Genomic DNA, 12400 nt, shown 5'->3' with positions numbered 1-12400 from the left:
TTCCGGCTTCCAACCAACTGTCCGATGTGGACACTCAACCGGCCACCGCCACGCGGGCGGTCGGCCGTGGACCTGGTTCGAGCCCGGCCACGCACAGGTAGCCGAGCGCGGGGTCGTAGTCGGCGATCACCACGAACCGGCCGGGCGCGCCGTCGGCGAGGCGCGCCCACGACCCGCTGTAGGGCAGGCCCGGCGCACCGAGCAGCACCTCGTCCGCCCGCACGCCGGGCACGGCGCCCAGCCCGGGCCCCAGCACGAGCGTCACGCCGGTGCGCTCCCCGGTCAGCTCGGCCACCTCGGCGGCGAGCACCGCACCGACCGCCTCCTGCGGCAGGGCCGGGTGCCCGCGGACGTCGGCGGGCGCGGGGCCGCCCTCCAGCAGCAACGCGACCGCGGCGTGCCGGTCCGGCACGGGTGCCTGCGTGGTGAGCGCGTAGGGCACCGCCGTCTGCTCGGCCACCACCAGCACCGCACGGGTGCACGCGCCGGTGGCGGCGTAGTCGGCGGCCAGCCGCAGCGCCGTGAACGCCGCGGCGGGACCCTGGTCGCAGACCGCGAACGCGAGCGGGTGGCCGGGGCAGTGCGCCGCGAGCTGCAGGGCGGCGTTGCGGCCGGGTTGCACGTCGGGCACGCCGTAGGCCAGCACCAGCAGGTCGACGGGCTCGTCCGGCGACGTGACCGCCTCGACCACGGGCGCCGCCAGCTCCACGTACGCCTGCCCGGTGCCGAGCACCTCCTCGCGCAACGCCAGCCCGCGGGTGGCGGTGAGGTCGGTGAGGTACGGCCGCAAGGTCGGGTGCGCGGCGAGGGCCGAGTCGGCGAGGGGCGGACCCGCGTGGCCGCGGTGGACAACCCGCCGCAACGCCAGCCCTGTTCCCGCCGTCGGCGGACCGGTCACGAACATCGGCTCACACACCGTCCGCGTTGGCGACGACGAAGTCGCTCAGCGTGCCGACCGAGGCGAGGTCGCGGCGTTCGATCTCCTCGATGTCGACCTGGATGTCGAGTTCGTCCTCCAGCGCGAGCAACAGCTCGAGGGTCTTCGACGAGCTGAGCCCCAGGTCGTCGAACAGCCTGGTCTCCTCGGACACGGCGGGAAGGTCCCCGCCGAGCAGCCGTCCCAGCAGGACGCCGAGGGTGCCGACGACCCGTGTGCGCAAGTCCGTGACCTCGGTTGCCGCCATGTTCCCGCTCCCCTGTCGTGGAAAGGCCGTGTGTCCGGCGACCCGGTGTTCGAGGACCATCGCCGAGAAGACCGCGCCGAACCCCGCTCCCGCGGTGAGGTACCGGTCGCCGGGGGCGAGGCGCCCGAGCGCGACCGCCGACGCGTGGTTGATGAAGGTGTCCGCCGACGGCGTGTGTCCCGCCAGCGGCACGTTGTCGAGCAGCACGCGGTCCACCGGCAGGCCGACCCGCCTGCACACCCGGCGCCACGACACGACGTTCACGTTGTGCGGCAGCACGAGCGCGATGTCGTCCAGCGACAGGTCCGCCTGCTTGACCGCGGCGAGGATCACGTCGGCGAGCAACTCGGTGTACTCCCCGGCGAACCGGTCCATCGCGGCGAGGCCGTCCTCGGCGTAGTGGTCGAGGTCGCTGCGCTGACCCGACGCGAAGGACAGCACCGCGTCGCCCGGCCCGCCTGCCGAGACCAGGCAGGCGCCCGCCCCCTCACCGAACACGCGGTGGTCCGGGGTGAGCCGCCGGTCCAGGGTGAACACCTGCTCCCCGGCCACCACCAGCACCAGCGCGCCCGGATCGGGATGCCTCGCGACGAGGCGCCCTGCGATGTCGATGGCGAGCAGGCCGGACACGCACGCGTGGTGCGTCACCGTGAACGCGGTCGCACACGTGAGGCCCAGGCGTGTCCGCAGCTCGTGCACCGGGTTGACCGGGTAGGGCACCACGACCGGCACACCGCGTGCGTGGATCACGTAGCGCACCAGGTGTTCGCGGCCGCGCAGCGACGAGAGTGCCCGCGCCGCCCCTTCGAGGAGGTCGACCAGCGTCTCCCCGTGCCGCTGCCTGCGCACCTCCCCGAGCCCGTTGAACCGGCGCAGCACCCGCACCTGTGTCGGGGTGAGCCCCAGTTCGGGCCCCATCTCCTCGACGGGCACCACACGCTCGGGCAGGAACGCGGCCACGTCCGCGAGAGTGGTGGTCATGACACCCTCACCGGAAGGGACTCATAGCCGCGGAGCATCAGGGTGGTGCGTTCGCCGGGGTCGCCTGCCAGTGCCAGGGCCGGGAAGCGGCGCAGGAGCGCGGGAAGCGCGATCCTGCCCTCCATCTTGGACAGCACAGCGCCGAGGCAGTAGTGGACACCGGCGCCGAAGGACAGTGGCGGTCCTTCGGCACGACCCGGGTCGAAGGTGTCCGGGTCGGTGAACCGACGCGGGTCGCGGTTGGCGGCGCCGAGCAGCACGAGGACCCGGCTGTCCTTCGCCACCGGCATGCCGGCGATCTCGGTGTCGGCCGCCGCCCAGCGGGTGGAGAAGTGCACCGGCGGCTCGTACCGCAGGACCTCCTGCAGGAGGTCGTCCAACCGCGCAGGGTCGGCCAGTACGCGCGCCTTCTCGTCCGGGTCGTCCATCAGGAGCCGCGCGCCGTTGCCGACGAGGTGCGTCGTGGTGACGAAGCCGCCGTTGTAGGTCGTGAGCAGGTTCGCGATCAGCTCGGCGTCGTCGGTCTCGCCGTCGGTCTCGTCGTCGCGCGCGGCGACGAGCGCGCTGACGAGGTCGTCCTCCGGTTCCGCGCGACGTGCGGCGAGCAGGCCGGCGAAGTAGGCGGTCAGCTCCTCGGCGGCCTCGTCGGCCGCCTTCTGGTGGCGCCACACCCCGGCGCCGAGGTCGAGGATCGCGCCGAAGGCCCGCACCCGTGGCGGGAACCAGTCCCGGTCGACCTCCGGCACACCGAGCAGCTCGCCGACCACGTCGCTGGGAATGGGCAGCGCGAACTCCGCGAGCAGGTCCACCGGCGTGCCGCCTGCGCCGAGTTCGGCGAGCCGGTCGAGCCGCCGCGCGACGATCCGTTCGACGGCGGGCTCGAGCGCGGCCACCCGCCGGGCGCTGAACGCGTGGCTGAACCGCCGCCGCGCACGGGTGTGCGGGGCGCCCTCGGTGAGGAACATCGAGTCGGCCAGCACCCGCAGCGAGAGGTGGTCGCGCCACCGCTTACCGCCGATCTGGTCGCGGTACTCGCCGGTCATCACCTGCAGGGCCGGGTCGCGCAACGCGTCGTGCACCGCGTCGTAGCCGTGCACGACCACGTCGAACCGGTCCGTCGGGCCGGTCAGTGCGCACACCGGTCCCTGCCGGTGCAGTTCGGCGTAGAACGGGTTCGGGTCCCGCCGCCCCTGTCGGGAGAGCAGCGCGCCGAGCGAGCTGATCGGCCCACTGTGGACCGCTGTAACCGGTTCGGTCATCACCGCACCTCCTCATCCGGGACTGGCAGGGATCTCATGCGGCGGCCGCGACGAGCGCGCTGTCCGCACCGGGCTTGTCGCCGTGGTGTACCTCGCCGACCACGAACCCGGCCTCGGTCAGCAGGCCGCGGTACTGCTCCTCGGTCCGGTCGTAGCCTTCCATCAGCACGAGCATCAGCAGGTCGACCATCCCGGACGCGCCGTCTGGAGCACTGTCCTCGTCGGGTACGAGCTGTTCGAGCACGATCAGCCGCGTGCCCGGCGACACCGCAGCCCGCACACACCGCAGGATCCGCAGGGCCTTCTCGTCGGTCCAGTTGTGCAGCACCCGTGCCAGCACGTAGGCGTCGCCGCCCGAGGGCACCGCGTCGAAGAAGCTGCCCTCGACGAGCTCCACCCGGCCGGCCAGGCCCGCCTCGGCGAGCGTCTTCCCGGCCTGGCGGACCGCCTCCGGCAGTTCGAGGAGCACCCCGCGCATCGCCGGGTGGGCGGCCAGCACCTCGGTGAGCAGGCCGCCACTGCCGCCGCCGACGTCCACGATCGCGTCCACACCGGACAGGTCACAGGACGCGAGTGTGGCGGGCACGCGGTTCGCGTTCATCGACTCGGTGAACGACGCGGCCGTCCCCGGGTTGCCGCCCAGGTAGTCGTAGAACGGCTCCCCGTAGACCTTGTCGAAGGCGGGCGTCCCGGTCCGCAGCGTGTGCATGATGTCCGCGAAGGACCGGAACACCTCCTCCCCGTCCAGCACCGCGTTCTGCCGCAGCGAACCCGGCACGTCGGAACGGAGACACTCGGTGACCGCGGTCAGTGCGTAGGTCCCCGGCGCGGTCCTGCGGAACAGGCCGATCGAGGCCATGCCCCGCATGAGCCGCGCCAGCGCGCCGTGGTCCGCCCCGCACCGTTCGGCGAGCTCGTCCACCGAACGCGGCCCGTCGGCGAGCAGGTCCGGTATCCCGAGCTTCGCCACGGCGTAGCAGCACTGCGCCACCCAGCTGCCGGACAGGATGCCGAGCATCTTGCGCCGCGCGAACCCGCCGCCCGCCGGTGTCTCCGCCACGACCGGTCTCACCCGTCGGCGCGGTTCTTGATGGCGGTCAGGATCTCGTCCCACAGCGTCGCCCTCGCGGCGAGCGCGGTGTTCACGGTGTCGGCGCAGTCCTGCCACTTCTGCTCGTCGTCGCCGCACAGGTCGGTGACCATCTGCATGGCCATCGGGGTGTGCTGCTCGCCGTCGACCTCGATGTGCCGCTCCAGGTAGTCGAGGAACGTGCCGAGCTTCCTGCTGCGCTCGTTGATCGCCACCACCTGGGTGAACATGTCCGGGATCAGGTCCTCCCGGCCGAACGCGAACGCCGCTGCCTGGCAGTGCACCGGCATGTTCTCGATGATGTTCCAGGTGGTGGCGGCGAAGGCCACCGAAGCAGCGGGCACGCCGGCCTCGACGAGCGCGTCGGTGACCTTGGCACCACCACGGAGCAGGTCGATCAGCTTGTCGATGGCGGTCGTGTCCGCACCAGCCTCGCGCATGCCGTTGACGTACAGCTCGAAGTGACTGATGAACCCGTCGCCGAGTTCGTCGGACTCCTCGACCATCACGATGTCGTTGATCAGCCTGCGGCTGCCGGTGGGACCGGTCGGGATCCACGGCACGGTGACGCACGTGAGCTCGCGCTGCAGCGACTTCAGCAGCGACATGAAGTCCCACACCGCGAAGACGTGGTGCTCCATGAAGGTGACGATGGCGTCGTGTGTGTCCAGACCGGCGTACAGCGGGTGCCGCACGACCCGGTCACGGGCCTCGGTGACGGCCTCCTCGAGCCTCTCGATTCCCGGATGGGTCTGTCCCCAGTCGTATCTGGACATGTTCGTACTCCTTCAGGAAAGGGCGTCCTGGTCGCGCCACAAAACGGGACAGTAATCCGGATCGGCGTAGTCCGGGCGGCCGTCCGCCGTTCTCCGGACCAGACTGTCGTGATTGTAGAACGCGGAACTGCCGTCCGACAACGTGAATTCACGGAATTCGTTGGCGCCGTCCTGCAGGTGCAGGGAAATTGCGCGCCGGGGCCGGGCACTGACGTTGGGCCCGCTGCCGTGGTAGGTCTTGCAGTGGTGGAAGCTCATGTGCCCCTTGGGAATCACCATCGGCACCTTGCGCACCTCGACGCCGTTGTGCGCCGCGTTCTCGGTCAGCATCTGCTCCAGCTGCGACCGGTCCCGTTCCGCGAAATGGCGGGTGGTACTGTCGTCGGCACCGATCTCGGTCCACCGGTGGCTGCCGTCCACCATCGTAATGGTGCCCATTTCCTCGTCGCAATCGTGGAACGGGATGAAAGCGGTCAGCATGTTCTCGGATGAGGACGACGCCCAGTAGTGCTTGTCGAAATGCCACGGCACGACGTTGGACGGCTCGCCCGCGATCGGCGGCTTGAAGATGAGCGTCGACTGGAAGATCCGGGTCTCCCTGGCCCCGGCCAGCCGCGCGGCGACCGCGCCGACGATCTGCTTGCGCAGCAGCGCCGCCAGCGCGTCGCTCTCGTAGTGCACGTAGTCGTTGTGCCGCTGCACGTCCCCGTTCTCCGGCGTCCAGTACGCCAGTCTCGGGGGCCGCACCGGCAGCAGCCGCGACCGTTCGCCCGCGTAGTACCGCTCGCTCGCCGCGGCCAGCGCGTCGACCTCGGCGTCGGTGAACAGCTTCTTGCTCAGGTACCAGCCGTGTTCGGCGTAGAACGCGACGTCCTCGTCCGACGGCAGCAGCGCCTTGTCCTCTTCGGACAGTGCGAACCGTTCCAGTGTGGTCACTGACTCCTCCTCACGCGACGCCGGTCAGCTCGCGGTTCTTTGCCTCGTACAGTGCCCTGATGTTGCCGCTGCCGAACGTGAGTGCGCCGCGGCGCTCGATGATCTCCAGGAACAGGGTCCTGCGGACGTGCATCGACTCGGTGAAGATCTGCAGCAGCTGCCCCCAGTGGTCGCGGTCGACGAGGACGTTCGCGTGCCGCAGTTCGTCGACCGGCACGGCGAGGTCGGTCACCCGCTCGGCGAGCGCGTCGTAGTACGCGGGCGGCGGGCTGCCGAAGCGGACGCCGCGCTCGGCGAGCGCACCCACCGTGGCGCTGATGCCGTCGGTGGTGAACGCGATGTGCTGAACGCCGGGGCCGCCGTGCCACTGGAGGAAGTCGTCGATCTGCCCGCGCTCGCGGCTCGTGTCCGGCTCGATGAGCGTGAGCGTGATCAGCTTCGACGGGCTCTGCACCACCTTGGACGCCATGCCCTGCGCGCCGACCTCGATGTACTCCTCGAAGATCTGCGAGAACCCGAACACCTCCTGGTAGTGCCGCACGACCGTGTCGAGCTCCCCGGCTGGCACGCACACGGCGAAGTGGTCGATCACCTTCAGCAGGTCCGGTGCCGCGGGGTCCACGTCGGACATCCGGAACACGCCGGGCAGGAACTCCGTCCTCGGGCCGGTGCGCTGCACGAGGCGGTGGGTCACGTCGCCGAACCCGGTCACCTCGGCGGTCGTCACCGCCACTTCGCCATCGGCGTACCTGGCAGGCGCGGAGACCGCCGTCGCCCCTCGGCGCACCAGCTCCTCGTACGCCCCCTCCGCGTCGTCGACCTCCAGCGCGATCACCGCGACGCCGTCGCCGTGGCTGCGGACGAACTCGGCGGCCGGGTCGTCGGCGACGAGCGGCGAGGTGAGGACCATGCGGATGTCGCCCTGGGCCAGCAGCAGCGATCGTCTGCCCTTGAGGCCGGTCTCCTGGCCGCCCTGGGCGACGATCTGGAAGCCGAAGGCGGTGCAGTAGTAGAACGCCGCCTGGCGCGCGTCCCCGACGTACAACTCGATGTGGTCAATCCCTGAAAGGTTCATGATGATTCTCGCTCCGCAAGCATCGCTTGTTCGCCCTGGCCATTTCGCTTCTTGTCGGTGCTCGCCCCGCTCAACAGGAGACTCACGTTCTGGCCGCCGAACCCGAACGAGTTCGTCAGCGCGTGGTCGATCTCCTTCTCCAGGGGCATGGTCCGGATGTGGGCGCCCGGGCACGCCGGATCCACCTCGTCGAGGTTGAACGTGGGTGGCAGCACCCCGCGGGCGACGGCGAGCGCGCTGGCCGCCGCCTCGACCACCCCGGAGGTGCCGAGCATGTGCCCGGTCAGCGCCTTCGTGGAGCTGACCGGCGGGCCACCGCCGTCGAACGCGTCACCGAACACCGCCGCGAGCGCGGCGGTCTCCGCGACGTCCCCGAGCTTGGTCGCGGTGCCGTGTGCGTTGACGTAGCCGATGTCGCCGGGGGCCAGGCCCGCGTTCGCGAGCGCCCTGCGCATGCACTCGGCCGCGCCCGCTCCGTCGGGCCGCGGCGTGGTCGGGTGGTGTGCGTCCGTGGTGGCACCCCAGCCGCGCACGTCGGCGTACCCGGCGGCCCCTCTGGCGTTCGCGTGTGCGACGCGCTCCAGCACGAGCATCCCGGCCCCCTCCGCGAGCACGAACCCGTTGCGCCTGGTGTCGAACGGGCGGCTCGCGGCGGTCGGGTCCGGCCAGCGCCTTGCGAGTGCCCGCGCGTTGCCGAACGTGTCGGCGAAGGTGCCGAACAGCGGCGCCTCGCTCGCCCCGCACACCACCACGTCGACGTCGCCGGACCGGATCAGCCGCAGCCCGTCGGCGACCGCCTGCGCACCGGAGGCGCACGCGGTGCCGATGTTCGAGCTGTAGCCCCGGATCCCGTGGGCGATCGCGATCCGGGCGGCCGGCATGTTCGGCAGGATCCCGGTGAGCAGGTACGGGCTCACCGCGGTGCGGCCACGGGCACCGCGCGCCAGCACCTGCTTCTCCAGTGTGGCCATACCGCCGACCCCGCCGACGACCACTCCTACGCGGTGCGGGTCGACGTCGCGGCCGACCACGATGCCCGCGTCGGCGAGCGCGTCCGCCGCCGTGAGCAACGCAAGCACGACGACCTTGTCCACGACCGAGGCGGCGGGGCCCGACACCACGGTGCGCGGGTCGACGTCCGGAACGAAGCCGCCGACGTCCACCGAGTCCGCGGCGGGATGGCCTTCCGGCGGAGCGGACAGCCCGGACTTGCCGACGCACAGCGCGTGGAAGACCTCCTCCACGCCCCGGCCGACCGGGGTCAGCAGACCGATGCCGGTGATCGCCGCTGGGTGGATGGCCGCGGTCATGCCGGGTCCTTCGCGAGGTGTTTCTCGCGGAGCAGGAACTTGCGGACCTTGCCGGTCACCGTCAGCGGGATGTCCTCCTGCCGCACGGCGACGACGCGGTGGAGCGTGGCGCCGACCGGCTCGCCGAGCGCGGCGCGGATGGTCTCGGTGCGGTCGGTGTCCGCCCGCGCGCCGGGCGCGAGCTCCAGCAGCACGTCGGTGACGATCCGCCCGTCCTCCGGCACGATCACGACCGTGCAGTCGAGCACGTCGGGGCAGGCGGCGAGGATCCGCTCCTCGGAGAGCGCCGTGTAGAAGCCGTCCCCGACGAGCGCGTCCGGGTCACGGTCCACGTGGTAGTAGTTGCCCTCCTCGTCCCGGTGGACGAGGTCACCGGTGAGGAACCAGCCGGCCAGCCGCGACCGGAACGTGGTGACCGAGTCGTTCCAGTAGCCGGGCGAGAGGGTGGGCGACCGGAAGCCGAGCCTGCCGACCCGGCCGGGAGGAAGTTCGTTGCCGTCGGCGTCGAGAACGGCCACCTCGGCGAACTTGTACGGCCTGCCGATCCGGCGGCCGTAGTGGTCGCTGTCGGGCGTGTGGGTGACGTGGAACCCGTTGTGCCCCATCTCGGAGGAGCCGAGACCGTCGATGAAGTGCGAGCCGGTGATCCGCTTGCGCCCCGCCCGGGTGACGACCTCCCGCGAGCCGACCGCGACCAGCCGCCGGATGTGGGTCTCGTGCGCGCAGTCGCCGGTGTTGAACCACATCCGCACCGAGCCGACGTCCCGGGTGGACAGGTCCTGGCGCGCGAGGTCGGCCCACGTGACCGCGAACCCGTACACCGCCTCCGGGTGCCACCGCTCGATGGCGGACAGCACGGTCGGACCGTCCTGCTGGGACAGGCAGAGCATCTTCCCCCGGTTGCACAGGATCTGGCTGACCATCAGCACGGTGGCGGTGTGCGGGATCGGCAGCGCGTTGAGCACCCGTCCGGTGCCCTGTGCCTGTGGCATCGACAGCAGGTGGCGCTGCGAGGCGAACAGCGTGCGGTGCAGGTGGAGCACGGCCTTGGGCACGCCGGTGGTGCCGGAGGTGTGCGTGATGACGACCGGGTCGTCCTGGTGGTGGCGGTAGTGCGGGGGCGCGGTGGCGGGGTCGCCGTTCCCCAGCTCCGCGGGCTGCCCGAGCAGCTCGGCACCGAGGTCGTGGCCGGACAGGAGTTCCGTGTGCGCCGCGTCCGCGAGCACGCCCCGCGCGCGCAGCCTGCGGATGAACTCGGCGGCGATGTCCGGGGCCATCTTCCCGTTCATCAGCGCGGGGATCGCGCCGATGCGGGTGAGTGCGAGGAAGCTCAGTACCGTGTCCGCCGCGGCGGTCGCCCACACCGCGACCGGGTCGCGCCTTCGGATCCCGCGGGCGTGGAGCCACGCGGCACGCGCGTCGACCATGGTGTCGAGCTCGCCGAGCGTGAACTCGTGTTCGGCCGGACGACCGTCGACCTCGGTGTCGAAGATCAGCCCTGGTCCGTCCGGGTCCGCGCCGCTGGCGAGCACGGTGCGCAGGACGTTGCCCGCGCCGATCTCCGGGTCGGCCGCCAGGACGGCGCGCAGGCCCTTCGCGTTCATCGTGACTCTCCTTGGTTGGTACCGACGAGCACGGCGTGTGCGGACGCCTGTTCCACTTCGACGACGAGGACCTCGTCCACGTCTCCGTCCTCGATCAGCAGTCGTGCGTACGCCAGCCCCTCCGCCCGCGGGTCGGCCACCGGGCACAGGCAGACCACGGGTCCGCGCAGGTGCCAGCGGGCGGCCACGTGCCCGGCGACGCTGTTGGGGACGGCCTGGAAGAACAGCAGCGGGCCGATCCGGGTGCGGGTGTCGACCGCGTCGGCGACGTGCCCGGCCATCCGCGCGTCGCCGCTCCCGCTGACGAGAACGATCGCGGTCCGCCGTCCCACCTCGTCGGCGGCGGGCGGACTCCCGTGGCGGGCGGACAGACACCGGTCGGCGGCCGCGGCGACGAGCGGGCTGAACTCCGACACCACGAACCCCGGAAGCGGCGGCGGGACCGTTCCTTCCGGCAGCGTCGCGGTGGCCAGTTCGGTGATGGTCATACCGACCTCACCAGCAAGGCCGTGTTGGCACCGCCGAAGGCGGCGTTGACGGTCAGCGCGTAGGGGCTCGCGGCGTTCCTCGGTCCGTCGAGGACCAGGTCCAGGTCGCACGCCGGGTCGGGGCCGAGGTGGCCGACGTTCACCGGCACCTTGCCCGCCTGGGCGGCGAGGACGGTGATGACCAGTTCGAGCAGCCCGGACCCCTCGAGTCCGTGCCCGTGCACGGACTTCGTGGAGCTGACCGGGGGCTGTGCCGCGCCGAACACCCGGCGCAGTGCGGCGGCTTCCGCGCTGTCCCCGTCCGCGCCGCTCGCGTTCGCGTTCACGTATCCGACGTCGGCAGGCCCGATCCCGCCGCGGCGCAGGGCGGCCTCGACCGCCCGCACCATGCCGGCGCCCTCCGGGTCGGGGCGGACCACGTGGTGTGCGTCCCCCGCCCGGCCCCACCCGGCGACCTCGGCAAGCGTCTCCCTGGCACCGAACGGTTCGAGCACCACCGCGGACACGGCGTCACCCAGCAACAGTCCACTCCGGCAGGAGCTGAACGGCCGCGCGGCGCCGTCGTTCGCGAGCGCGCGGCCCGCGTCGAAGAGCGCGAACTGGTCGGGTTCCACGAGATAGCCCGCGGCCACCACGACCCGGCCCGACCGGCCGTCGCGGATCTCCGCCGCCGCGTCCGCGACCGCGGTGCTGCCGGACACGCACGCACACGTGTAGATCCGCGCCACTCCGGCGAGCCCGGTCCGCGCGGCCAGGTCCCGTGCGAAGCCCGCGGTGGTCGCCGTGGTCGAGCGCCCGGCGTCGGGATGCCCGTGAACTCCCAGCAGCAACGGGGTTTCCGCGCGTTCCGCCGTGGACAGGCCCGCGCACGCCTCCTCGATCACGCCGGTCAGCTCGTCGGCCAGGGTGCCGGCGTCCGCGAGCGTCGCCGCGTCGGCGACCCGGCGCCCACCGGTGTCGAACCGGCGCACCGGCCCGAACGCGGCGGCACCCGCAAGGGCACCCGCGAGCTGTGCCTGCGCTCCCCTGCCGAGTGCGCTGACCGCGGCCAGTCCGGTGATCGCGGCGCGATGCGGTGGTTCCGTCATCTCGGGACCGCCGCGATCGCCTCTCGCAACACCTCGACCGCACCGTCCACTGTGCTCATCCGGGCGTACTGCCCGTCGTTCAGGTCGATCTCCACGCCGTAACGCTGTTCGGCCTGGTTCACCAGCCAGGCGAGCTGGAGCGAGTCGATCCGGTCGCCGACCTCGCTGACCGAACGGTCACCGAGGCTCGCGATCATGGACACCACGTCGTCGCGCTCCACGGCTGTCTTGTCGTTCACGCCGTCCCCTCGAAGGTTCGGTGGCGCCGCTCGCGGGCGCCCTGTGACACCGGTTCCGTTCCGGGCTTCGCTCACTGCACCTGGCCGGCGCCCGCGACGTTCGCCGCCCGTTCCGCCACCGTCCTGGTGAACTCCCCGACCGTCATCAGCGCCAGCCCCTCGGACTCCTCCTCCGCGAACTGGACGCCGAACCGGTCCTCGACGCGCACCGCGAGCTCCGCCATCGCGAGTGACTCGAGGTCGACACCCGCGGGTCCCAGCGTGCTGTCGTCGTCGATCCCCTCGATGTCGTAGTTCATCTCCTGGAGGGACTCCAGCACGAACTCACGAACCTCTTCAGCCTTCATCGCTCACCTTCCAGTGTGATCGC

The 12400-nt window shown here is 71.7% G+C and carries 13 protein-coding genes; all 13 read right to left on the bottom strand.

What is annotated here, in order from left to right; translation table 11 throughout:
- Positions 1 to 34: 34 nt before the first annotated feature.
- Positions 35 to 904 (bottom strand): hypothetical protein, encoded by an 870-nt coding sequence (locus ACFPCV_RS30645; protein WP_378059933.1) that lies wholly within the window; start codon positions 902 to 904, stop codon positions 35 to 37.
- A 4-nt stretch (positions 905 to 908) separates the two neighbouring features.
- Positions 909 to 2165 carry a 3-oxoacyl-[acyl-carrier-protein] synthase III C-terminal domain-containing protein gene (locus ACFPCV_RS30640; RefSeq protein WP_378059931.1) on the bottom strand — a complete coding sequence of 419 codons (1257 nt, stop codon included), beginning with the start codon at positions 2163 to 2165 and terminating at the stop codon, positions 909 to 911.
- Positions 2162 to 3424 carry a cytochrome P450 gene (locus ACFPCV_RS30635; RefSeq protein ID WP_378059929.1) on the bottom strand — a complete coding sequence of 421 codons (1263 nt, stop codon included), beginning with the start codon at positions 3422 to 3424 and terminating at the stop codon, positions 2162 to 2164. Before ACFPCV_RS30635 ends, ACFPCV_RS30640 begins: the two co-directional genes overlap by 4 nt.
- Before the next feature lie 34 nt (positions 3425 to 3458).
- Entirely contained in the window at positions 3459 to 4484 is a 1026-nt protein-coding gene (locus ACFPCV_RS30630) for a methyltransferase (protein ID WP_378059928.1), read from the bottom strand.
- 8 nt (positions 4485 to 4492) lie between these two features.
- On the bottom strand, positions 4493 to 5290 hold the full coding sequence (locus tag ACFPCV_RS30625) for a DUF3050 domain-containing protein (RefSeq protein ID WP_378059927.1): 798 nt from the start codon (positions 5288 to 5290) through the stop codon (positions 4493 to 4495).
- Positions 5291 to 5302: 12 nt separating this feature from the next.
- On the bottom strand, positions 5303 to 6226 hold the full coding sequence (locus tag ACFPCV_RS30620) for a phytanoyl-CoA dioxygenase family protein (protein WP_378059925.1): 924 nt from the start codon (positions 6224 to 6226) through the stop codon (positions 5303 to 5305).
- 10 nt (positions 6227 to 6236) lie between these two features.
- Positions 6237 to 7301 carry a 4-hydroxyphenylpyruvate dioxygenase gene (hppD, locus tag ACFPCV_RS30615; RefSeq protein ID WP_378059924.1) on the bottom strand — a complete coding sequence of 355 codons (1065 nt, stop codon included), beginning with the start codon at positions 7299 to 7301 and terminating at the stop codon, positions 6237 to 6239.
- Positions 7298 to 8611 (bottom strand): beta-ketoacyl-[acyl-carrier-protein] synthase family protein, encoded by a 1314-nt coding sequence (locus tag ACFPCV_RS30610; RefSeq protein WP_378059922.1) that lies wholly within the window; start codon positions 8609 to 8611, stop codon positions 7298 to 7300. Before ACFPCV_RS30610 ends, hppD begins: the two co-directional genes overlap by 4 nt.
- Positions 8608 to 10215: a class I adenylate-forming enzyme family protein gene (locus ACFPCV_RS30605; protein WP_378059921.1), complete on the bottom strand. Its 1608-nt coding sequence runs from the start codon at positions 10213 to 10215 to the stop codon at positions 8608 to 8610. Before ACFPCV_RS30605 ends, ACFPCV_RS30610 begins: the two co-directional genes overlap by 4 nt.
- The gene (locus ACFPCV_RS30600; RefSeq protein WP_378059920.1) at positions 10212 to 10703 is read right to left on the bottom strand and encodes a beta-ketoacyl-[acyl-carrier-protein] synthase family protein; all 492 of its coding nucleotides are present in this window, start codon (positions 10701 to 10703) and stop codon (positions 10212 to 10214) included. The genes ACFPCV_RS30605 and ACFPCV_RS30600 overlap by 4 nt, the downstream gene beginning before the upstream one ends.
- Positions 10700 to 11791 (bottom strand): beta-ketoacyl synthase N-terminal-like domain-containing protein, encoded by a 1092-nt coding sequence (locus tag ACFPCV_RS30595; protein ID WP_378059919.1) that lies wholly within the window; start codon positions 11789 to 11791, stop codon positions 10700 to 10702. The genes ACFPCV_RS30600 and ACFPCV_RS30595 overlap by 4 nt, the downstream gene beginning before the upstream one ends.
- On the bottom strand, positions 11788 to 12030 hold the full coding sequence (locus tag ACFPCV_RS30590) for a hypothetical protein (RefSeq protein ID WP_378059918.1): 243 nt from the start codon (positions 12028 to 12030) through the stop codon (positions 11788 to 11790). Before ACFPCV_RS30590 ends, ACFPCV_RS30595 begins: the two co-directional genes overlap by 4 nt.
- 71 nt (positions 12031 to 12101) lie before the next feature.
- Positions 12102 to 12377 (bottom strand): acyl carrier protein, encoded by a 276-nt coding sequence (locus tag ACFPCV_RS30585; protein ID WP_378059917.1) that lies wholly within the window; start codon positions 12375 to 12377, stop codon positions 12102 to 12104.
- Positions 12378 to 12400: the final 23 nt, after the last annotated feature.

This window comes from Actinophytocola glycyrrhizae (assembly GCF_042653545.1).
Taxonomy (GTDB): Bacteria; Actinomycetota; Actinomycetes; order Mycobacteriales; family Pseudonocardiaceae; genus Actinophytocola; species Actinophytocola glycyrrhizae.
This window is presented reverse-complemented; position numbering and strand designations above follow the sequence as displayed.